The sequence below is a fragment of the Streptomyces solicamelliae genome, from assembly GCF_045348655.1.
Taxonomy (GTDB): Bacteria; Actinomycetota; Actinomycetes; order Streptomycetales; family Streptomycetaceae; genus Streptomyces; species Streptomyces solicamelliae.
In genome coordinates this window covers 3579226-3600755 of sequence record NZ_CP160404.1, presented here as the reverse complement: position 1 = coordinate 3600755, position 21530 = coordinate 3579226, and the positions used below count along the sequence as shown (strand labels likewise).

Here is a 21530-nt window from a genome sequence, read left to right as displayed (position 1 = left end):
GGCCACGACCACGCATCTTTGCTCTTGCAAGCTAGTGATTTGCGCAGGCGAACTCAAGGGCGCCACTGTCACGGTCCTGAAACAGCGAGAAGCCCCGGCCGCATGCAGCGGACCGGGGCTTCATCGACAGACTGTGCGCGTCTCACACACCCGAACCTGCGGGCACGGAGTCGGTCGCCTCCGTCCACAGATCCTGCTCGGCGCGATCCGCCTGGATCTGGCGGTACACGAGGAGCCCGCCGATGGCGGCCAGTGCGACCAGGAGAAGCTTCTTCACCGCGCGACCTCGTCTTTCCTTGACGTATGAGGACTTCTGGCGCCCGACTATACACACCGACCGATATCGATCGGTGACCTACCCGAGGCAATCCATCACCTCACGGCACCGGGCTCACGGCGGTAAAACGATCGGCCCGGACGGGAAGTTCCGTCCGGGCCGATCGATCTGTGGGGCTAACAGGATTTGAACCTGTGGCCTCATCCTTATCAGGGATGCGCTCTAACCAACTGAGCTATAGCCCCGCCGCGCTCTGCGGTGTGTGTCCCGCGCGCTGACTCCTGAAGATTAGCGCACGTGGGGGCCAGTCCCAAAATCCCCGGGGCCGGAGCCCCCTATGGGCGCTACTCGTCCTCCGCCAGCGTCAGCTCGACACCGCCGACGAAACCTGCCGACAGGTTGTAGATGAACGCGCCCAGGGTCGCCAGCGCGGTCATCAGGACCACGTCGATCACCGCGATCACCGAGGTGAACATCAGCACCCGCGGCAGCGACAGGAACGACTGCAGATCGAAGCCGTTGGACTCGTTCGAGCCCGTCGCCTCGCTGATCGTCCCGCCGACGGTCGAGAAGACGCCCATGGCGTCCATGACCATCCACAGCACCGCCGCCGCGACGACCGTGCAGATGCCCAGCGCGATGGAGAGCAGGAAGCTCACCTTCATCACCGACCACGGGTCGGCCTTCGCCACCCGCAGCCGGGCCTTGCGCGTCCGGGGCGTCGTACGCGCCCCCGTACGCGGCCGCCGCACGGCCGAGTTGCCACCCTGGTCCTGCTGGCCCGGGTACGCCTGCGGCGGGTGGTACGGCTGCGCGGCCGGCGCGCCACCGGGGCGCTCGCCGGGCAGCGGACCGTTGTTGCCGTAAGACACGCCCACCCCCTGAGAGTCCGTGGCGGGGCCACGGGCGCCGTTCGCTCCAGCGGCAGCTCCGGCAGCGGCCGATCCGGCGCCCATGGCTCCACTCACGCTCTACTCCTCGTGCTCCCCGGCCGAGGACTCCGTGTCCCCGCCCGTCTCGACCGTGGCAACGGCCTCGATCCCGTCAGAGGCCGTGCCGGCCGCGACGCCCTCGGCGTCGCCGTCCTCGACCTCGTCGGCCTCGCTGCCCGCCTCGGCGTTGCGCGCGATGCCGACGACGGCATCCCGCTTGCCCAGATTGATCAGCTGGACGCCCATGGTGTCACGGCCGGTCTCCCTGACTTCATTGACGCGCGTGCGAATCACACCGCCGGACAGCGTGATGGCGAGGATCTCGTCGGTCTCCTCGACCACCAGCGCGCCGACCAGCGAACCACGGTCCTCCACGATCTTGGCGGCCTTGATACCGAGGCCACCGCGACCCTGGACGCGGTACTCGTCGACGGCGGTCCGCTTCGCGTACCCACCGTCGGTGGCGGTGAAGACGAACGTACCCGGCCGGACGACGTTCATCGAGAGGAGTTCGTCGTCCTCGCGGAAACTCATGCCCTTCACGCCCGACGTGGCCCGGCCCATCGGCCGCAGCGCGTCGTCGGTGGCGGTGAACCGGATCGACTGCGCCTTCTTGCTGATGAGCAGCAGATCGTCCTCGGAGGACACCAGCTCCGCGCCGATCAGCTCGTCGTCGGTGCCGCCCTCCCGCTCCCGCAGGTTGATGGCGATGACGCCGCCCGAGCGCGGGGAGTCGTAGTCCTTCAGCGCGGTCTTCTTCACCAGACCGGCCTTGGTGGCGAGCACCAGGTACGGCGCGGCCTCGTAGTCGCGGATCGCGAGGATCTGGGCGATCTGCTCGTCCGGCTGGAAGGCCAGCAGGTTGGCCACGTGCTGGCCGCGGGCGTCCCGGCCGGCGTCCGGCAGCTCGTACGCCTTGGCCCGGTACACCCGGCCCTTGTTGGTGAAGAACAGCAGCCAGTTGTGGGTGGTGGTGACGAAGAAGTGGTCGACGATGTCGTCCTGCTTCAGCTTCGTGCCGCGCACGCCCTTGCCGCCGCGCTTCTGCGAGCGGTAGTCCTCGGTCTTGGTCCGCTTCACATAGCCGCCCCGCGTGATGGTGACGACGATGTCCTCCTCGGCGATCAGGTCCTCGATGGACATGTCGCCGTCGAACGGCACCAGCTTGGAACGGCGGTCGTCGCCGAACTTCTCGACCAGGGCCGCCAGCTCCTCGCTGACGATGGTCCGCTGCTTCTCCGGCGAGGCCAGGATCGCGTTGTACTCGTTGATCTTCGCCTGCAGCTCGTCGTGCTCGGCGACGATCTTCTGGCGCTCCAGGGCGGCGAGCCGGCGGAGCTGCATCTCCAGGATCGCGTTGGCCTGGATCTCGTCGATCTCGAGCAGGCCCATCAGGCCCTCGCGGGCGATCTCGACCGTCTCGCTGCGCCGGATGAGCGCGATGACCTCGTCGATCGCGTCCAGCGCCTTGAGCAGACCGCGCAGGATGTGGGCGCGCTCCTCGGCCTTGCGCAGCCGGAAGCGCGTCCGGCGCACGATGACCTCGATCTGGTGCGTCACCCAGTGGCGGATGAACGCGTCGAGCGAGAGGGTGCGCGGCACGCCGTCGACGAGCGCCAGCATGTTGGCGCCGAAGTTCGTCTGCAGATCGGTGTGCTTGTACAGGTTGTTGAGGACGACCTTGGCGACCGCGTCGCGCTTGAGCACGATGACCAGGCGCTGACCGGTCCTGGACGAGGTCTCGTCGCGGACGTCGGCGATGCCGCCGATCTTGCCGTCCTTCACCAGGTCGGCGATCTTCTGCGCGAGGTTGTCCGGGTTGACCTGGTACGGAAGCTCCGTGACCACCAGGCACTGGCGGTTCTGGATCTCCTCGACCTCGACCACCGCGCGCATCGTGATGGAGCCGCGGCCGGTGCGGTACGCCTCCTCGATGCCCTTGCGGCCGACGACGAGTGCGCCGGTCGGGAAGTCCGGGCCCTTGATCCGCTCGATGAGCGCGTCGAGCAGCTCCTCGTGCGTGGCCTCGGGGTGGGCCAGGTACCACTGGGCGCCCTCGGCGACCTCGCGCAGGTTGTGCGGCGGGATGTTGGTCGCCATGCCGACGGCGATACCGGCGGAGCCGTTGACCAGCAGGTTCGGGAACCGGGCCGGCAGGACCGTCGGCTCCTGGTTGCGGCCGTCGTAGTTGTCCTGGAAGTCGACGGTCTCCTCGTCGATGTCCCGGACCATCTCCATCGACAGCGGCGCCATCTTGCACTCGGTGTAGCGCATGGCGGCGGCCGGGTCGTTGCCCGGGGAGCCGAAGTTGCCGTTGGAGTCGACCAGCGGCATCCGCATCGACCACGGCTGGGCGAGCCGGACGAGCGCGTCGTAGATCGAGGTGTCACCGTGCGGGTGGTACGTACCCATGACGTCGCCGACGACGCGGGCGCACTTGTAGAAGCCCTTCTCGGGCCGGTAGCCGCCGTCGTACATCGCGTACAGCACGCGCCGGTGGACCGGCTTCAGGCCGTCCCGCACGTCGGGCAGCGCACGCGACACGATGACGGACATCGCGTAGTCGAGATACGAGCGCTGCATCTCGGTCTCGAGCCCGACGGGCTCGATCCGGAGCACCGGCTCTTCTTCTTCGGTGGTCACAGGGGTGTTTTCGTCGGCCATTGCTGGTCGTCAGTCCTTTCGTACGGTCAGCTGAGACCGACTCAGATGTCGAGGAAGCGAACGTCCTTGGCGTTGCGCTGGATGAACGAGCGGCGCGCCTCGACGTCCTCGCCCATCAGCACCGAGAACAGGTCGTCGGCCTGGGCGGCGTCGTCCAGGGTGACCTGGCCGAGCACGCGGTGCTCGACGTCCATGGTGGTGACGCGCAGCTCCTCGGCGTTCATCTCGCCGAGACCCTTGAAGCGCTGGATCGAGTCCTCGCGGATCCGCTTGCCGTTCTGCTTGCCCAGCTCGACCAGGGCGTCGCGCTCGCGGTCCGAGTACGCGTACTCGAAGTCGTCCCGGCCCCACTTGATCTTGTAGAGCGGCGGACGGGAGAGGTAGACGTGGCCGTGCTCGATCAGCGGCCGCATGAAGCGGAAGAGGAAGGTGAGCAGCAGGGTGTTGATGTGCTGGCCGTCGACGTCGGCGTCCGCCATCAGGATGATCTTGTGATAGCGGAGCTTCTCGATGTCGAAGTCCTCGTGGACCCCGGTGCCGAAGGCCGAGATCAGCGCCTGGACCTCGGTGTTCTGCAGGATCTTGTCGACCCGGGCCTTCTCGACGTTCAGGATCTTGCCGCGGATCGGCAGGATGGCCTGGTACATCGGGTTCCGGCCGGACTTGGCGGAGCCGCCGGCGGAGTCTCCCTCGACGATGAAGATCTCGCACTTGGTCGGGTCGTTCGACTGGCAGTCGGAGAGCTTGCCCGGGAGGGACGCCGACTCCAGGAGACCCTTGCGGCGGGTCAGGTCGCGGGCCTTGCGCGCGGCCACGCGTGCGGTGGCGGCGGTGATGCCCTTGCGGACGATGTCCGCGGCCTCGTTCGGGTTCCGGTCGAACCAGTCCGTGAGGTGCTCGTGGACGACCTTCTGGACGAAGGTCTTCGCCTCGGTGTTGCCCAGCTTGGTCTTCGTCTGGCCTTCGAACTGCGGCTCGCCGAGCTTGATCGAGATGATCGCGGTCAGACCCTCGCGGATGTCGTCGCCCGTGAGGTTGTCGTCCTTCTCGCGGAGCAGCTTCTTGTCGCGCGCGTACTTGTTGACGAGCGTCGTCAGCGCGGCGCGGAAGCCTTCCTCGTGCGTACCGCCCTCGTGGGTGTGGATCGTGTTCGCGAAGGAGTACACGCCCTCGCTGTACGACGAGTTCCACTGCATCGCGATCTCGACCGAGAGCATGCGCTCCTTGTCCTCGGCCTCGATGTCGATGACGGTGGGGTTGATCAGCTCGCCCTTGCGCGAGTTGAGGTACTTCACGAAGTCGACGATGCCGCCCTCGTAGTGGTACTTCACCGTGCGCGCGGCCGGCTCGGCGGCCGCCTCGGCGTCGGGGTCGTCGGCGCCGACCGTGGCCTTCGCGGACTCGCGCTCGTCGGTGAGCGTGATGGTGAGGCCCTTGTTGAGGAAGGCCATCTCCTGGAAGCGGCGCGAGAGCGTCTCGAAGGAGTACTCGGTCGTCTCGAAGATGTCCGGGTCGGACCAGAACGTGACCGACGTGCCGGTCTCGTCGGTCTCCTCGTGCTGGGCGAGGGGCGCGGTCGCGGCGCCCATCTTGTAGTCCTGGGTCCAGCGGTGGCCGTCGGTCTTGACCTCGACGGCGACCTTCGTGGACAGGGCGTTCACGACGGAGACGCCGACACCGTGCAGACCACCGGAGACCGCGTAACCGCCGCCGCCGAACTTGCCGCCCGCGTGCAGCACGGTCAGCACGACCTCGACGGCCGGCTTGCCCTCGGACGGGACGATGCCGACGGGGATGCCGCGTCCGTTGTCGACGACGCGGACGCCGCCGTCGGCCAGGATCGTCACGTCGATGGTGTCCGCGTGACCGGCCAGGGCTTCGTCGACCGAGTTGTCCACGACCTCCTGCACCATGTGGTGCAGGCCGCGCTCTCCGGTCGAGCCGATGTACATGCCGGGGCGCTTGCGCACCGCATCCAGACCCTCGAGGACCTGGATGTTGCTGGCGGTGTACTGGTTGTTCTCGTTGGGGTTGCCGGAATCGGCCACGAAGCGCCCTTTCTGGCACAGCACAGGCCGTCTCCTGGCATGCGGGAGCGGCTGCGTCGTTCGACATGTTCCGCAGGGTGGCGGGATTGTCTTCCAGTCTACCGGTACCACTGACACTCATGGGGGTTTGCCGGTACCTGAATGCTCATGTGCCGCCCTGCGCGGGCGCGAGACGACTCCCCATATACGGACAGGGGCTCAAAGAGCCCCTGACGGCCACCCAGCGCTTCGAGGTGTGACGCCTCGCCCGCTGTGGGCAACGGTTCTGCCGGACCACCCTCGCCGCACCCCGTTGTGGGCATGCGTTCCGCAGGACCGGAACGGGTGGGCACGACGGAACGGCGCCTGTGCGGGCGCGCTCCGACCCTGCGCCTGGACCCGCACCAGTACGGGCGGCTTACCCGTAGGTGTCCCCGGGCCCCACAGACCCCGGCGCCCGCAGGGACCCGTACCGCCGCGGCCCGGCGGAAGGCCCGAGCACCTTGATCACCCGCACCGTCCCGTGCCCGAGATCCTCGTTCAGCCGCGCGACCAGCCGCGGCGCCAGCAGCCGCAACTGGGTGGCCCACGCAGTGGAGTCGCACTGCACCGTCAGCACCCGCGCATCCGGCTCGTCCTCGTACCGCAGCGGCACACAGTGCTTCGCCAGGTCCTCGCCCACGATCTGCGGCCAGCGCCCCATCACCCCGCCGACCGCCGCCGGCGTCTCCCAGCCGCGCTCGGTGATCAGCCGGTTGATCGCCGAGCCGAGCGCCATCGGATCGCGCCCGTCCGCGTGCGCCCCGGACCGCAGCCCGCCCCCGCGCCGCGCCTGCTTCTTCTGCTGCGCCGCCGCGCCCCGCGCCCGCGCCGCCTCCTTGGCCGCGCGCAGCGCGACCCGGGCGAGATCCACACCCGAGGGTTCGGGAGTCACAGGCTTGTCCCCACCCTGGGGACGGACGCCGTCGCTCATACCCGCTCCACCGCCCCGTCGGCCACGGCGTACCGCACGCCCGCCAGCACGCCCGGCACGTCGTCGTCCACCGCCGCCGTCACCAGCACCTGCTCGCCCGGCGCGACCAGCTCCGCCAGCCGCTCCCGGCGCCGCGCGTCCAGCTCGGCGAACACGTCGTCCAGGACCAGTACCGGCTCGTTGCCCTCGGTGCGCAGCAGGTCGTACGAGGCCAGCCGCAGCGCCAGCGCGTACGACCAGGACTCGCCGTGGCTCGCGTACCCCTTGGCCGGCAGCTCGCCCAGCTTCAGCAGCAGCTCGTCGCGGTGCGGGCCCACCAGCGTGACCCCGCGCTCGATCTCCTGCTTGCGCACGTCCGCGAGCGCGGCGATCAGCTGCCCGTACAGCTCCTCGCGGGTCTGTCCGGCGCCCGGCGCGGAGGGCCGGTACTCCAGCAGAATCGGTCCGCCGCCGGGCGCCAGCTGCTCGTACGCCTTGTCCGCCAGCGGCTGCAGCGTGGCGATCAGGTCCAGCCGCTGGGCCAGCAGCTCCGCGCCCGCCCGGGCGAGGTGCTGGTCCCACACGTCCAGGGTGGACAGGTCCATGGAGCGGCCGCCGTGCCGGCGGGCCATCGCCGCGGACTTCAGCAGGGTGTTGCGCTGCTTGAGCACCCGCTCGTAGTCGGACCGCACGCCCGCCATCCGCGGCGAGCGCGCCGTGATCAGCTCGTCCAGGAACTTCCGGCGCTCGCCGGGGTCGCCCTTTACCAGCGCCAGGTCCTCCGGCGCGAACAGCACGGTCCGTACGATCCCCAGCACGTCACGCGGCTTGACCTGCGAGGACCTGTTGATGCGGGCCCGGTTGGCCCGGCCCGGGTTGAGCTCCAGCTCGACCAGCTGCGAGCGCTCGCCCTGGGTGACGGCGGCCCGGATGACCGCCCGCTCCGCGCCCATCCGCACCAGGGGCGCGTCGGAGGCGACCCGGTGGCTGCCGAGGGTGGCGAGATAGCCGACCGCCTCGACGAGGTTGGTCTTGCCCTGCCCGTTCGCCCCCACGAACGCGGTGACGCCCGGGTCGAGGGGCACCTCGACCCGGGCGTACGAGCGGAAGTCGGCCAGCGACAGATGCGTGACGTGCATGGTGTGCGCCGACCTTCCCCCGGCTGCTGTGCACCGCCGGGTGCACAGCCTGTGGATTACTTCTTCGTCTCGACCGCGTGGCCGCCGAACTGGTTGCGCAGCGCGGCGATCATCTTCATCTGCGGGGAGTCGTCCTGACGCGAGGCGAACCGCGCGAACAGCGAGGCGGTGATCGCCGGCAGCGGCACCGCGTTGTCGATGGCGGCCTCGACCGTCCACCGGCCCTCGCCGGAGTCCGACGCGTAGCCGCGCAGCTTGTCCAGGTGCTCGTCCTCGTCCAGCGCGTTGACCGCCAGGTCCAGCAGCCAGGAACGGATGACCGTGCCCTCCTGCCAGGACCGGAAGACCTCGCGGACGTCGGTGACCGAGTCGACCTTCTCCAGGAGCTCCCAGCCCTCGGCGTAGGCCTGCATCATCGCGTACTCGATGCCGTTGTGGACCATCTTCGCGAAGTGGCCGGCCCCGACCTTGCCCGCGTGGACCGAGCCGAACTCGCCCTCGGGCTTGAGCGCGTCGAAGATCGGCTGGACCCGCGCGACGTGCTCGGCGTCGCCGCCGTACATGAGCGCGTAGCCGTTCTCCAGGCCCCAGACACCACCGGAGACGCCGCAGTCGACGAAGCCGATGCCCTTGGCCGCGAGCTCCTCGGCGTGCTTCTCGTCGTCGGTCCAGCGGGAGTTCCCGCCGTCCACGACGATGTCGCCGGGGGAGAGCAGCCGGGCCAGCTCGTCGATCGTCGACTGGGTCGCCGCACCGGCGGGGACCATGACCCACACGACGCGCGGGCCCTTGAGCTTGCCCACAAGCTCCTCGAGGCTGTGGACATCCGCGAGGTCCGGGTTGCGGTCGTATCCGATGACGGTGTGGCCTGCGCGGCGGATGCGCTCACGCATGTTGCCGCCCATCTTGCCGAGACCGACGAGACCGAGCTCCATCAGAGATTCCTTAAGCGTCGTGTGCGGTTGTACCCGGGTCCGAGCCTACGCCCGGACCCTCGTGCACACCTGTGGGGTCAGCCGCTCAGTCGACGCCGTCAGCCGCTCAGGCGCACCGGCATGATCAGGTACTTGTACGCGTCGTCCGCCTCGGCGTCGAGCGCCGGCTTGCCGCTCAGCAGCGCGGGCTTGGTGGACGTGGTGAAGGAGAGCTGGGCGACCGGGGAGTCGATGGCGCTCAGACCGTCCAGCAGGAAGGTCGGGTTGAAGGCGATCGAGATGTCGTCGCCCTCCAGCTGCGCGTCCAGACGCTCCACAGCCTGTGCATCGTCGCTGGAACCGGCCTCCAGGATCAGCACGCCCTGTTCGAAGCTCAGCCGCACCGGGGTGTTCCGCTCGGCGACCAGGGCCACACGCTTGACGGCCTCGACGAACGGGGCGGTCTCGATCACCGCGACGGAGTTGAACTCGGTCGGGAACAGCGTGCGGTACTTCGGCAGGTCGCCCTCGAGCAGGCGGGTGGTGGTGCGTCGGCCCGCGCCCTCGAAGCCGATCAGGCCCTCGCCCGCACCGGAGCCGGAGAGCGCCAGGGTGACCGTGTCGCCGCTGGTGAGCGACTTGGCGGTGTCCAGCAGGGTCTTGGCGGGCACCAGGGCGACCGCGGAGGCGTCCGGGGACTCCGGCTTCCACAGGAACTCGCGGACCGCGAAGCGGTAGCGGTCGGTGGAGGCCAGCGTGACCGTGTCGCCCTCGATCTCGATGCGCACACCGGTCAGCACCGGCAGCGTGTCGTCACGGCCGGCGGCGATGGCCACCTGCTGGGCGGCGGAGGCGAAGACCTCGCCCGGGACGGTGCCGGTCGCGGTCGGCATCTGCGGCAGCGCCGGGTACTCCTCCACAGGCAGGGTGTGGAGGGTGAAGCGGGAGGAGCCGCAGACCACGGTCGCCCGTACACCGTCTGTGGAGATCTCGACGGGGCGGTTGGGAAGGGCGCGGCAGATGTCGGCGAGCAGGCGGCCGGAGACCAGGACCGTGCCGTCCTCCTCGACCTCGGCCTCGACGGAGACGCGGGCCGAGACCTCGTAGTCGAAGCTGGAGAAGCTCAGCGCGCCGTCCTCGGCCTTCAGCAGAAGGCCCGCGAGCACGGGCGCCGGCGGACGGGCCGGGAGGCTCCGGGCCACCCAGGCCACCGCCTCCGCGAGTACATCGCGCTCCACCCGGATCTTCACCGGAACCGCCTCCTGCATGTTGCTGGCTCTTCGTCGTCTGGCAGGGACCCAGTCTGACGTACGCCACCGACACTCGGTGCGGCTCGGGGTCAAGTCGTGACGAGCCGCGCCTGGCGGTCCGGCCTCGAGTTGTGCACAGCACCCACTTCGAAGCGGATTTCCCGGTAACTCTGAGTGGGAGTAGTAGTAGGGCCTGTGGAAACCGTGGATAACGGTGTCTGAGCAGGTCAGGCCCGGTTTTTTGTCCACCGGCCCTGTGGGCGACAGCAGTGGACAACTGGGGGTTTCTGTGGACACCCGAAAGTTCTGCACACCCCATGCACAGGCGGCGGCGACTTCTCCCCAGTGCTGTCCCCAGCTTTCCCACCGTTCCCCACAGCCAAACCCGCGCCCTCGGTGTGACGCCTTTCACTCGACCCGGTGAGAGCGGGTGTTTCCTTGCCGAACAGTGGACAGGGATGTGGGAAACCTGGGGACAACTGGCTCTCCCCTGTGGGCTGCCCGTGGACAAGTCTTCGGGCCTCCTGTGGACGGCGGATTCATCCACAGTCTGTGGAACTTGGTTGATCACAAATCCACAGCCGCGTGACCTGCTGTGTTGATCATTCCCCCAGGCTCGCTGTGGATACAAACTGGACAACTTGGGAGTCCCCAGGCTGTGGACGGAAGATCTTCCCCACTTCTGTGGAGAACCCCGTCCGACCAGCTGGTATTCGAACAGCCCCCGTCCGTACACAGGTGCCCGCCGGCCCGTACACCGGCGCCCAGCGAGCTCCACGGGGCGTGCCGGCCCACGAAAAAGCGCCCCGGGACGGTGTCCCGAGGCGCTCTCCGCGCGGTGCCGACAGCCCGCGTCAGCCGTTCTTGATGCGGTTGGTGAGCTCCGTGACCTGGTTGTAGATGGAGCGCCGTTCCGCCATCAGCGCGCGGATCTTCCGGTCCGCGTGCATGACGGTCGTGTGGTCGCGGCCGCCGAACTGCGCGCCGATCTTCGGCAGCGACAGGTCCGTCAGCTCCCGGCACAGGTACATGGCGATCTGGCGGGCCGTCACCAGGACCCGGCTGCGCGAGGATCCGCAGAGGTCCTCTACCGTCAGCCCGAAGTAGTCGGCCGTCGACGCCATGATGGCGGGGGCGGTGATCTCCGGGGCCGAGTCCTCGCCGCCCGGGATCAGGTCCTTGAGCACGATCTCGGTGAGCCCGAGGTCCACCGGCTGCCGGTTGAGCGAGGCGAACGCGGTCACCCGGATCAGCGCGCCCTCCAGCTCGCGGATGTTCCGCGAGATCCGGGAGGCGATGAACTCCAGCACCTCCGGCGGGGCGTTGAGCTGCTCCTGCACCGCCTTCTTCCGGAGGATCGCGATCCGCGTCTCCAGCTCCGGCGGCTGCACGTCGGTGGTCAGACCCCACTCGAAGCGGTTGCGCAGCCGGTCCTCCAGGGTCATCAGCTGCTTGGGCGGCCGGTCCGAGGAGAGCACGATCTGCTTGTTCGCGTTGTGGAGGGTGTTGAAGGTGTGGAAGAACTCCTCCTGCGTCGACTCCTTGCTCGCGAGGAACTGGATGTCGTCGACGAGCAGGATGTCCACATCGCGGTAACGCTTGCGGAACGCGTCGCCCTTGCCGTCGCGGATGGAGTTGATGAACTCGTTGGTGAACTCCTCCGAGCTCACGTACCGCACCCGGGTGCCCGGGTAGAGGCTCCGCGCGTAGTGCCCGATCGCGTGCAGCAGATGGGTCTTGCCGAGGCCCGACTCCCCGTAGATGAAAAGGGGGTTGTACGCCTTGGCGGGCGCCTCGGCGACGGCGACGGCGGCCGCGTGCGCGAACCGGTTCGACGAGCCGATGACGAAGGTGTCGAAGAGGTACTTGGGGTTCAGCCGGGCGTGCGGCTCGCCGGGTCCCCCGGCCGCGGGCGGCTGTCCGGCGCCGCCGGCGGCGTGCCGGGGCCCCGGGCCGGGCTGGGACACGGACGGGCCGGGACCCATCTGCGGCTCGGGCAGCTCGGCGCGCTCGGGACGCGGCGGCTCGTACGGCGCGGGGCGCTCGTCGTAGCGCGGCGCGGAGGGCTGCCGGTCGCGGCTGCCGTACGGCTCGTGCCACTGCTCGGCCGGCGCCTCGCGGTCCTGGTAGCCGCCGAGCCGCGGCTGCTGCCAGGAGAGGTCCTCCTGGGAACGCGGCCAGACGCCCGGGTCGGGGCGCTGCTGCTGGTAGTCGGGGTAGGCGGGGCGTACCGACGGCAGGTCGTCGCCGCCGGGCCGGTGCCCGTAGCCGCCGCCGTCGTACTTCTCGTACGTGTCGGCAGGTCCGCGGTCGTCGTAGCGGGGGTGCTGCGGCTGCGGGGCCGGGGGGCCGGCGGGCTCGCCCGCGGAGTCGTCGACGGTGATCGCGATCCGGATGGGGCGGCCGCACTCACGGCTGAGGGTGTCGCTGATCAGTGGCGCGAGCCGGCCCTCGAGGACCCGCTTGCCCCACTCGTTGGGCACGGCCAGGAGTGCGGTGTCGGCGACCAGTGCGAGAGGCTGGCACCGTTCGATCCACTGCTTGTCCTTGGGCTCGATGCCCTGCTGGCCCTCTCCCAGGAGCTGGTCGAGCACGCGTGGCCACACTGCGGCAAGATCAGCAGGTACGTCAGCCACGGGGCACGCTTCCTCGTTGGTCCCACGAATGTGTGGTTCTCGGGACGGTCGGTCGGGGTCCGTCCGCAGTCCGTCAGGACAGGTAAGGACAGAACGGAAAAAGATTCCGGAGTTCAGCCACGGTAGTCGGGGCGGCTGACGTGGTTCAAGTTGTTGTCCACAGCCTGTGCATACAGAGCCCCGGCGTGGGGCCGGTTTGACCGGATGGCGTAGCCGCGCGTACCGTAACCAGGTCGAGTTGTCGATGGCTGCTGCCGCCTGCCTCCGATGGGCAAAGATCACGGTCAGTGATCGTGTAGCGGTGCACTCGGGCGTATTGCGAGCTACTCGTGGGCGCACGGTGACAGCCAGGCGATGCCCCGCCACCCACGAATCATTACTGGAGCCCCCGAGTGAGCAAGCGCACCTTCCAGCCGAACAACCGTCGTCGCGCGAAGACCCACGGTTTCCGCCTGCGCATGCGTACCCGCGCCGGCCGCGCCATCCTGGCGAACCGCCGTGCCAAGGGTCGCGCGAGCCTGTCCGCCTGATCGCTTAAACAGGTCATGACGTGCTGCCTACCGAGAATCGGCTGAGGCGGCGCGAGGACTTCGCGACCGCGGTACGCCGAGGACGCCGGGCCGGACGCCCGAGCCTCGTCGTCCATCTACACAGCGGTGCAACGGACCCGCACGCGCCTGGGGAGAGCGCTCCTCCGGCACGTGCGGGTTTCGTCGTGAGCAAGGCAGTGGGTGGAGCGGTCGTCCGCAACCAGGTGAAGCGGCGTCTTCGCCATCTGGTCAGGGATCGGCTGTCCGAGCTGCCCCCCGGTAGCCTGGTGGTAGTACGGGCGCTGCCCGGAGCGGGCGACGCCGATCATCCTCAGCTGGCCCGAGACCTGGATGCCGCTTTCCAGCGGTTGCTGGGAGGGGGCACGCGATGAAGTACCCGCTGCTGGCCCTGATCAAGCTGTACCAGTGGACGATCAGCCCGCTGCTGGGTCCGGTGTGCCGGTACTACCCGTCGTGCTCGCACTACGGATTCACGGCCATCGACCGGCATGGCGCGATCAAGGGAACGGCCCTGACCGCCTGGCGCATCCTGCGGTGCAACCCGTGGTCGCCCGGAGGCGTGGACCATGTCCCCCCGCGCAAACGTCCCCGCTGGCACGAAATGCTGCGGAACGCCCTGCGTGGCGAGAAGGGCGGGTCCTCCGCCGACACGAGCCCGGCCGCAGAGACCTCGCCCAATGCTCAAGGAGCCTGATTAGTGGACACGATTGCCAGTCTGTTCGCCTTCATCACCACACCCGTCTCATGGGTGATCGTCCAGTTCCACAGTATGTACGGGGCGATCTTCGGTCCTGACACGGGTTGGGCCTGGGGCCTGTCCATCGTGTCCCTGGTGGTCCTGATCCGGATCTGTCTGATCCCGCTGTTCGTCAAGCAGATCAAGTCGACCCGGAACATGGCCGCTCTTCAGCCGAAGATGAAGGCGATCCAGGAGCGCTACAAGAGCGACAAGCAGCGCCAGTCCGAAGAGATGATGAAGCTGTACAAGGAGACGGGTACCAACCCGCTCTCCTCGTGCCTTCCCATCCTGGCGCAGTCGCCGTTCTTCTTCGCGCTGTACCACGTGCTGAGCAAGATCGCCTCGGGTGAGGAGATCGGTGTTCTCAACCAGAGCCTCGTGGACAGCGCCCGTCAGGCCCACATCTTCGGCGCCCCGATCGCGGCGAAGTTCATGGACAGCCCCGAGAAGGTCGAGGCGCTCAACGCCTCCCTGACCGATGTGCGCATCGTGACCGCGGTCATGATCGTCCTGATGTCGGCCTCGCAGTTCTTCACGCAGCGCCAGCTGATGACGAAGAACGTGGACCTGTCGGTGAAGACGCCGTACATGCAGCAGCAGAAGATGCTGATGTACATCTTCCCGGTGATCTTCGCCGTCATGGGCATCAACTTCCCCGTCGGTGTCCTCATCTACTGGCTGACCACCAACGTGTGGACCATGGGCCAGCAGATGTACGTGATCAACCAGAACCCGACCCCGGGATCCAAGGCCCAGGACGCCTACCTGCAGCGCCTGCTGAAGAACGTCACCCACCACAGTGAGGTCCGCGGCCGGCGCCGGAAGAACATCGTCAAGCTGATCGTGGCCAAGGGCGGCGACCGCAACGAGCAGGAGCGCCGCTTCGTCACCGGCCTCGCCAAGGCGGGCTTCGCGCCCCAGGCCGACGGCACCGTGGTGAAGAGCGACACGATCACCGCCGAGGCCGAGGGCGGGGCCGTCACCAAGCGGCAGCAGCCGAAGCGCCAGTCCAAGTCCCAGCGCCAGTCCGGCGGTGCGGTGGGCGGCCAGCACAAGAGCGACGAGGCTCCCTCCGAGCCCACCTCGCTGGAGAAGAAGCCGCAGGAGTCCGTCGAGGAGTCCAAGCCCAACCGGCCGAGCCGCGCCAACTCCGGCAACACGTCCCGCCAGGGCAAGTCCGGGCAGCGCAAGGGCCAGCAGCGGCCCAAGCACCCGTCGTCCAAGAAGTAGTAAGGAGTCCATCCGTGACGGAAGGCACCACCTCCGCCGCCGCCGAGGGTGGCGACACCCTGACCCGCCTGGAGCAGGAGGGTGAGATCGCGGCCGACTACCTCGAGGGTCTGCTCGACATCGCCGACCTGGACGGCGACATCGACATGGACGTCGAGGCGGACCGGGCCTCGGTCTCGATCGTCAGCGATTCGAGCAGCCGTGAGCTGCAGAAGCTGGTCGGCCGGGACGGCGAGGTGCTGGAGGCGCTCCAGGAGCTCACGCGTCTGGCCGTGCACCGCGAGACCGGTGACCGCAGCCGTCTGATGCTGGACATCGCCGGCTTCCGCGCCCAGAAGCGCACCGAGCTCGCCGAGCTGGGTGCCAAGGCCGCGGAAGAGGTCAAGGCCACCAAGCAGCCGGTGAAGCTGGACCCGATGACGCCGTTCGAGCGCAAGGTCGTGCACGACGCGGTCGCCGCCGCCGGGCTGCGCAGCGAGTCCGAGGGCGAGGAGCCGCAGCGCTTCGTCGTCGTACTCCCTGCCTGACCCCTTCTTGTTGTGTCGGCCCCGTCTGTTCGCAGGCGGGGCCGATCTTTGTCAGCCTGATAGTCGGGCCACCCAGCGCGGTGGCGCGGTACGGAAGGACGGTTCCCGTGACGGAGTCAGCGGAACTCCCCCAGGCGCCTGAGCAGGCGCGGACGGTCTTCGGCGAGTACTTCCCGGAAGCCGTCCGCTATGCCGAGCTGCTCGCGGACGCGGGAGTGAAGCGTGGGCTGATCGGCCCGCGCGAGGTGCCGCGCCTGTGGGAGCGGCATCTGCTGAACTGTGCGGTGCTCTCCGAGGTGGTGCCCGAGGGCGTCACGGTCTGCGACGTGGGCTCGGGTGCGGGTCTGCCCGGGATCCCGCTGGCCCTGGTGCGACCGGATCTGAAGATCACGCTCCTCGAGCCGCTGCTGCGGCGGACGAACTTCCTCCAGGAGGTCGTGGAGCTGCTGGGCCTGGACCATGTGACCGTCGTACGTGGCCGTGCCGAGGAAGTACTGGGCAAGCTGCAGCCGGTGCATGTCGTGACCGCGCGCGCCGTGGCGCCGCTGGACCGGCTGGCCGGCTGGGGCGTGCCGCTGCTGCGTCCCTACGGCGAGATGCTGGCCCTCAAGGGCGACACTGCCCAGGAGGAGCTGGACAGTGCCCGGGCGGCACTGTCGAAGCTCGGTGTGGTGGAGACCTCGGTGCTTCAGGTCGGCGAGGGCATCGTGGATCCGATGTCGACGGTGGTCCGGGTGGAGGTCGGGGAGAGCCCCGGCGGTGTCCGGTTCGCTGCCAAGCGGGCCAAGGCCGCCCGTCCCAGTCGGACGCGACGCCGGCGCTAGGAGCCGGTCGTTACGTCACGCGAACTGCCATACGTACGCATTTCGGAGTGTCGGGCGGTCGCGGCGGGATGGCGCGTGCATCGTGTTTCACGTGAAACGTCGCTCACTGCTGCAGGGGATCATCAGCCGCGGCCGCGCGGCCGCCACGCCCCGAGACCGCAAGCCCAAGCCGCCGGCAAAGCCCCCCGTGAGGGTTACGGAGTTGTCCACAGAGGTGGATTCATCCACAGAACCCCGGGCCTCGCTGGTTCACGACCCCGAAAGCATGGCAGGCTCTGTTCATCGCGAGCCTGAAGCCGAGGAGAGTGAATCCTTGCGGTCCGACGCCAACATCGCGGGACCGATGACCGAACCGGTCCCCGGTCCCCGAACCGAATCGCCGGGGTCCGATGTTTCACGTGAAACATCGCCCCCGATCGACGACACCCCCATTGGTCGTGCTGCCCAACTGGCAGTCGAGGCCCTGGGGCGTGCCGGAGAGGGACTTCCCCGGCCTCCCCAGACGCGCATCATGGTGGTCGCCAACCAGAAGGGCGGCGTGGGCAAGACGACCACGACGGTCAACCTTGCCGCTTCGCTGGCGCTGCACGGCGCCCGTGTCCTGGTGATCGACCTCGACCCGCAGGGCAATGCCTCCACGGCGCTGGGCATCGACCACCATGCCGAGGTCCCCTCGATTTACGACGTCCTGGTGGAGAGCAAGCCGCTCTCCGACGTGGTGCAGCCCGTCATGGATGTCGAGGGCCTCTTCTGTGCACCGGCGACCATCGACCTCGCCGGTGCGGAGATCGAGCTGGTGTCGCTGGTGGCGCGCGAGAGCCGGCTGAAGCGGGCGATCGAGTCGTACGAGCAGCCGCTGGACTACATCCTGATCGACTGCCCGCCCTCGCTCGGTCTGCTGACGGTCAACGCCCTTGTGGCGGGAGCCGAGGTGCTGATCCCGATCCAGTGCGAGTACTACGCGCTGGAGGGCCTCGGCCAGCTCCTCCGGAACGTGGACCTGGTGCGCGGGCATCTGAACCCGACGCTCCATGTGTCGACGATCCTGCTCACCATGTACGACGGCCGGACCAGGCTCGCCTCCCAGGTCGCCGACGAGGTGCGCAGTCACTTCGGCGAAGAGGTGCTGCGGACCAGCATTCCGCGATCGGTACGCATCTCCGAGGCCCCGAGCTACGGGCAGACCGTGCTCACCTACGACCCGGGCTCCAGCGGCTCGCTGTCGTACCTGGAGGCGGCCCGTGAGATCGCGCTGCGGGGCGTCGGTCTGCACTATGACGCCCAGCACGCCCATGCGGGCATCCAGAACAACCAGCACAGCATGTCGGAGGGGATCCAGTGAGCGAGCGACGTAGGGGGTTGGGGCGTGGGCTCGGTGCGCTGATTCCCGCGGCTCCCCAGGAGCGGCAGGTACCGGCGGTCGGCATCACGGCAGGTTCGGCCTCGCCGGGTGAGATTCCGGCGCCGGCCCCGGACCGGGGTGTGGCGGCCGCGAAGCTGGCGACCATGCCGGTGAGCGCGCCGGCACCGGAGGAAGTGATCCCGGTCGTCGAGGCCGAGATCGTGGTGGAGCCGGAGGCTCCCGCCGGAGCGCACTTCGCGGAACTGCCGCTGGACTCGATCACGCCGAACCCTCGCCAGCCGCGTGAGGTCTTCGACGAGGACGCGCTGGCCGAGCTGGTCACCTCCATCAAGGAGGTCGGTCTGCTGCAGCCGGTCGTCGTGCGGCAGCTGAGCCCTGAGCGCTATGAGCTCATCATGGGCGAGCGGCGCTGGCGGGCCTGCCGTGAGGCGGGTCTGGAGCGGATCCCGGCGATCGTCCGGGCGACGGAGGACGAGAAGCTTCTTCTGGACGCCCTCCTGGAGAACCTCCACCGTGCCCAGCTGAACCCGCTGGAGGAGGCAGCCGCCTACGACCAGCTGCTCAAGGACTTCAACTGCACGCACGACCAGCTGGCCGACCGGATCGGGCGTTCACGTCCGCAGGTGTCGAACACGCTGCGACTGCTGCGGCTCTCGCCGCCGGTGCAGCGCCGCGTCGCCGCCGGGGTGCTGTCGGCCGGTCATGCGCGGGCGCTGCTGTCCGTGGAGGACGCGGAGACGCAGGACAAGCTCGCGTTCCGGATCGTCGCCGAGGGCCTCTCGGTGCGCGCGGTCGAGGAGATCGTCGCGCTGATGAGCTCCGAGCCCGAGGCGGCGAAGAAGCCGCGCGGGCCGCGGGCCGGCGCACGGGTCTCCCCGGCGCTGACCGATCTGGCGACTCGACTGTCGGACCGCTTCGAGACCCGGGTGAAGGTCGATCTGGGGAAGAGTAAGGGCAAGATCGTCGTCGAGTTCGCCTCGATGGAGGACCTGGACCGCATCCTCGGCACCCTGGCACCGGGCGAGGGACGGGTGATGGACCGCCCGCTCTCCGAGTCGGGCGAGGAGGAGGACGAGGGCTGAGAGCCCCCCCCGGGGCTTCCGTTCCGTTCCTGGGGCGGATCGTGTGTCGGCGTATGCCGGAACACGATCCGCCCTTTGCCTTCGCTCGGTGTCCGCCCGAGTGTCCGATGGATACGATGCGTTCAGGTATGGCATATCCACCGTGAACCGGCTCAGAGAGGGGCGGGGCCATGCAAGAGGTGAGCCGCGGCCGATGGGTGACGGCGGGCTTGGGCCTGGGTGTGGTCGGCGGCTTCCTCGGCAGTCTGCTGAGGGAGCGCAGCGCGCTGGCGCAGGCTCGCGGTGCGGCACGTGAGGGAAGTGAGGACCCGTGGGGCGTCGACTCGTACCGCTCACCCTGGACAATCTTCCGGACCTCCCGAAGCGCTGCCGCTCGTGTGTCTTCTGGGAGCTTGACGCGGTCAGCGGAGAGGCCGCGGTAAGGGCGGGTCGTCCGGAGTTGGAGAAGGAGGCCTGGATCTCCGCCGTGCTTCTGGAGTGGGGTTCGTGCGGCCGGGTCGTCTACGTCGACGAATTGCCCGTCGGTTTCGTGCTCTACGCTCCCCCCGCCTATGTGCCCCGGTCGATGGCGTTCCCCACGAGCCCGGTGTCGGCGGATGCCGTCCAGTTGATGACGGCCTGGATCATGCCGGGCTATCAGGGACAGGGCCTGGGCCGGGTGATGGTGCAGACGGTCGCCAAGGATCTGCTGCGGCGCGGCTTCCGGGCGATCGAGGCCTTCGGCGACGCACGCTGGAAGGAGCCGGCCTGCGTGTTGCCGGCAGACCATCTTCTGGCGGTGGGCTTCAAGACGGTGCGGCCGCACCCGGCGCATCCGCGGCTGCGGCTGGAGCTGCGGACGACGCTCTCCTGGAAGGAGGACGTCGAGATGGCCCTGGACCGGCTGTTGGGGGCGGTGCAGAAGGAGCCCGCCCTGCGGCCGCTGTAGCGCCGGGTCCTGCAAGGGCCTCGTACGACGACGGCCCGCCCCCGAGTGGGGGCGGGCCGTTCGTGTTTCACGTGAAACACACGGAGGCGTGGGGCCTACGTGTTCACTCCCCGATGAAGGCCTCGAGGTCGCGCACGATGGCGGCCTTCGGCTTGGCGCCGACGATCGTCTTCACGACCTCGCCGCCCTGGTAGACGTTCATGGTCGGGATCGACATGACGCCGTACTTCGCAGCCGTGTCCGGGTTCTCGTCGATGTTCAGCTTGACGATCTCGATCTTGTCACCGTGCTCCGCGGCGATGGCCTCGAGCGAGGGCGCGATCTGGCGGCAGGGGCCGCACCAGGCCGCCCAGAAGTCCACCAGGACGGGCTTGTCGCTCTTGAGGACGTCTGCCTCGAAGGTCTTGTCGGTCACGTTCTTCAGATCGGCCACGGCGGCCTCCTTCTGCTTCGCGGGGTGTGGGGTGGGGAGGGCGGGCCTCAGACGGCGGTGGTCCGGGCGGGCTCTCCGGCCTTCTCGCCGTCGGCGAGAGCGGCGAGGAAACGCTCGGCGTCGAGGGCGGCGGAGCAACCGGTGCCCGCAGCGGTGATCGCCTGGCGGTAGGTGTGGTCGACGACATCGCCGGCGCCGAAGACACCGGTCAGGTTGGTGCGGGTCGAGGGCGCGTCCACCTTCAGGTAGCCCTCCTCGTCCAGCTCAAGCTGACCCTTGAACAGCTCGGTGCGCGGGTCGTGGCCGACCGCGATGAACAGGCCGGTGACGGGGAGTTCGCTGGTCTCGCCGGTCTTGGTGTTGCGCAGGGTCAGACCGGAGAGCTTCTGCTCGCCGTGGATCTCGGCGACCTCGCTGTCCCAGGCGAACTTGATCTTCGGGTCGGCGAAGGCCCGCTCCTGCATCGCCTTCGAGGCACGCAGCGAGTCACGGCGGTGGACGATCGTCACCGACTTGGCGAAGCGCGAGAGGAAGGTGGCCTCCTCCATCGCGGTGTCGCCGCCGCCGATCACGGCGATGTCCTGCTCCTTGAAGAAGAAGCCGTCGCAGGTGGCGCACCAGGAGACGCCGCGGCCGGAGAGCACGTCCTCGTTGGGCAGGCCCAGCTTGCGGTGCTGGGAGCCCGTGGTGACGATGACGGCCTTGGCGCGGTGCACGGTGCCGGCGGTGTCCGTGACGGTCTTGATCTCGCCGGTGAGGTCCACGGCGACGACGTCGTCCGGGACCAGCTCGGCGCCGAAGCGCTCGGCCTGGGCGCGCATGTTGTCCATCAGGTCCGGGCCCATGATGCCGTCACGGAAGCCGGGGAAGTTCTCCACGTCGGTCGTGTTCATCAGGGCGCCACCGGCGGTGACAGCACCCTCGAAGACCAGCGGCTTCAGCGACGCGCGCGCTGTGTAGAGCGCGGCGGTGTAACCCGCGGGCCCGGAGCCGATGATGATCACGTTACGGACGTCGCTCACGGGTTTCTTCCTCGTCTCTGCAGACTGCCTACTGCCTACG

At 68.8% G+C, this 21530-nt stretch carries 20 protein-coding genes and 1 tRNA gene; 9 read left to right on the top strand and 12 right to left on the bottom strand.

The window, feature by feature from the left end:
* Positions 1–142: 142 nt before the first annotated feature.
* The 10 genes from ABZO31_RS16700 to dnaA all read right to left on the bottom strand — a co-directional run bounded on the left by ABZO31_RS16700 (position 143) and on the right by dnaA (position 12791).
* Entirely contained in the window at positions 143–277 is a 135-nt protein-coding gene (locus ABZO31_RS16700) for a DLW-39 family protein (protein WP_003958712.1), read from the bottom strand.
* A 171-nt stretch (positions 278–448) separates the two neighbouring features.
* Positions 449–522 (bottom strand) — tRNA-Ile (locus tag ABZO31_RS16695).
* 99 nt (positions 523–621) lie between these two features.
* Positions 622–1245, bottom strand: coding sequence for a DUF3566 domain-containing protein (locus ABZO31_RS16690; protein WP_406862022.1), 624 nt, complete (start codon positions 1243–1245; stop codon positions 622–624).
* A gap of 3 nt (positions 1246–1248) precedes the next feature.
* Positions 1249–3873: a DNA gyrase subunit A gene (gene gyrA / locus ABZO31_RS16685; RefSeq protein WP_406862021.1), complete on the bottom strand. Its 2625-nt coding sequence runs from the start codon at positions 3871–3873 to the stop codon at positions 1249–1251.
* Positions 3874–3914: 41 nt separating this feature from the next.
* A complete protein-coding gene (gene gyrB / locus ABZO31_RS16680; protein ID WP_406862020.1) occupies positions 3915–5945 on the bottom strand; it encodes a DNA topoisomerase (ATP-hydrolyzing) subunit B in 2031 nt (676 codons plus the stop codon).
* Between the two features lie 373 nt (positions 5946–6318).
* A complete protein-coding gene (locus ABZO31_RS16675) occupies positions 6319–6873 on the bottom strand; it encodes a DUF721 domain-containing protein (protein WP_406862019.1) in 555 nt (184 codons plus the stop codon).
* A complete protein-coding gene (gene recF / locus ABZO31_RS16670; RefSeq protein WP_406862018.1) occupies positions 6870–7991 on the bottom strand; it encodes a DNA replication/repair protein RecF in 1122 nt (373 codons plus the stop codon). The genes ABZO31_RS16675 and recF overlap by 4 nt, the downstream gene beginning before the upstream one ends.
* 56 nt (positions 7992–8047) lie before the next feature.
* On the bottom strand, positions 8048–8926 hold the full coding sequence (gene gnd, locus ABZO31_RS16665; RefSeq protein WP_406862017.1) for a phosphogluconate dehydrogenase (NAD(+)-dependent, decarboxylating): 879 nt from the start codon (positions 8924–8926) through the stop codon (positions 8048–8050).
* Positions 8927–9024: 98 nt separating this feature from the next.
* Positions 9025–10155 carry a DNA polymerase III subunit beta gene (gene dnaN, locus ABZO31_RS16660; protein WP_406865373.1) on the bottom strand — a complete coding sequence of 377 codons (1131 nt, stop codon included), beginning with the start codon at positions 10153–10155 and terminating at the stop codon, positions 9025–9027.
* Between the two features lie 854 nt (positions 10156–11009).
* Complete coding sequence (gene dnaA, locus ABZO31_RS16655) at positions 11010–12791, bottom strand: chromosomal replication initiator protein DnaA (protein WP_406862016.1); 1782 nt, start codon at positions 12789–12791, stop codon at positions 11010–11012.
* Between the two features lie 392 nt (positions 12792–13183).
* On the opposite strand from dnaA, the gene rpmH reads away from it, so the two are divergent.
* The 9 genes from rpmH to ABZO31_RS16610 all read left to right on the top strand — a co-directional run bounded on the left by rpmH (position 13184) and on the right by ABZO31_RS16610 (position 20035).
* Positions 13184–13321: a 50S ribosomal protein L34 gene (gene rpmH / locus ABZO31_RS16650; protein ID WP_015659252.1), complete on the top strand. Its 138-nt coding sequence runs from the start codon at positions 13184–13186 to the stop codon at positions 13319–13321.
* Positions 13322–13341: 20 nt separating this feature from the next.
* A complete protein-coding gene (rnpA, locus tag ABZO31_RS16645) occupies positions 13342–13713 on the top strand; it encodes a ribonuclease P protein component (RefSeq protein WP_406862015.1) in 372 nt (123 codons plus the stop codon).
* Positions 13710–14036, top strand: coding sequence for a membrane protein insertion efficiency factor YidD (gene yidD / locus ABZO31_RS16640; RefSeq protein ID WP_406862014.1), 327 nt, complete (start codon positions 13710–13712; stop codon positions 14034–14036). Before rnpA ends, yidD begins: the two co-directional genes overlap by 4 nt.
* 3 nt (positions 14037–14039) lie before the next feature.
* The gene (gene yidC / locus ABZO31_RS16635; RefSeq protein WP_406862013.1) at positions 14040–15311 is read left to right on the top strand and encodes a membrane protein insertase YidC; all 1272 of its coding nucleotides are present in this window, start codon (positions 14040–14042) and stop codon (positions 15309–15311) included.
* A gap of 14 nt (positions 15312–15325) precedes the next feature.
* The gene (locus ABZO31_RS16630; protein WP_406862012.1) at positions 15326–15838 is read left to right on the top strand and encodes a protein jag; all 513 of its coding nucleotides are present in this window, start codon (positions 15326–15328) and stop codon (positions 15836–15838) included.
* Positions 15839–15945: 107 nt separating this feature from the next.
* Positions 15946–16662, top strand: coding sequence for a 16S rRNA (guanine(527)-N(7))-methyltransferase RsmG (rsmG, locus tag ABZO31_RS16625; protein WP_406862011.1), 717 nt, complete (start codon positions 15946–15948; stop codon positions 16660–16662).
* Between the two features lie 265 nt (positions 16663–16927).
* Positions 16928–18004 carry a ParA family protein gene (locus ABZO31_RS16620; protein WP_406862010.1) on the top strand — a complete coding sequence of 359 codons (1077 nt, stop codon included), beginning with the start codon at positions 16928–16930 and terminating at the stop codon, positions 18002–18004.
* Complete coding sequence (locus tag ABZO31_RS16615) at positions 18001–19107, top strand: ParB/RepB/Spo0J family partition protein (RefSeq protein ID WP_406862009.1); 1107 nt, start codon at positions 18001–18003, stop codon at positions 19105–19107. The genes ABZO31_RS16620 and ABZO31_RS16615 overlap by 4 nt, the downstream gene beginning before the upstream one ends.
* A 310-nt stretch (positions 19108–19417) precedes the next feature.
* On the top strand, positions 19418–20035 hold the full coding sequence (locus ABZO31_RS16610) for a GNAT family N-acetyltransferase (RefSeq protein WP_393644819.1): 618 nt from the start codon (positions 19418–19420) through the stop codon (positions 20033–20035).
* A 103-nt stretch (positions 20036–20138) separates the two neighbouring features.
* Here ABZO31_RS16610 and trxA read toward each other — a convergent pair whose 3' ends face one another.
* Entirely contained in the window at positions 20139–20468 is a 330-nt protein-coding gene (gene trxA / locus ABZO31_RS16605; protein ID WP_406862008.1) for a thioredoxin, read from the bottom strand.
* A gap of 47 nt (positions 20469–20515) precedes the next feature.
* Complete coding sequence (gene trxB / locus ABZO31_RS16600; protein WP_406862007.1) at positions 20516–21490, bottom strand: thioredoxin-disulfide reductase; 975 nt, start codon at positions 21488–21490, stop codon at positions 20516–20518.
* Between the last annotated feature and the right edge of the window lie 40 nt (positions 21491–21530).

Excerpts from the sequence above, each read along its gene's own strand:
- yidD (WP_406862014.1), top strand. The coding sequence starts at position 13,710 with ATGAAGTACCCGCTGCTGGCCCTGATCAAGCTGTACCAGTGGACGATC.
- recF (WP_406862018.1), bottom strand. The coding sequence starts at position 7,991 with ATGCACGTCACGCATCTGTCGCTGGCCGACTTCCGCTCGTACGCCCGG.
- gnd (WP_406862017.1), bottom strand. The coding sequence starts at position 8,926 with ATGGAGCTCGGTCTCGTCGGTCTCGGCAAGATGGGCGGCAACATGCGT.
- ABZO31_RS16620 (WP_406862010.1), top strand. The coding sequence starts at position 16,928 with ATGGCAGGCTCTGTTCATCGCGAGCCTGAAGCCGAGGAGAGTGAATCC.
- gyrA (WP_406862021.1), bottom strand. The coding sequence starts at position 3,873 with ATGGCCGACGAAAACACCCCTGTGACCACCGAAGAAGAAGAGCCGGTG.
- ABZO31_RS16675 (WP_406862019.1), bottom strand. The coding sequence starts at position 6,873 with ATGAGCGACGGCGTCCGTCCCCAGGGTGGGGACAAGCCTGTGACTCCC.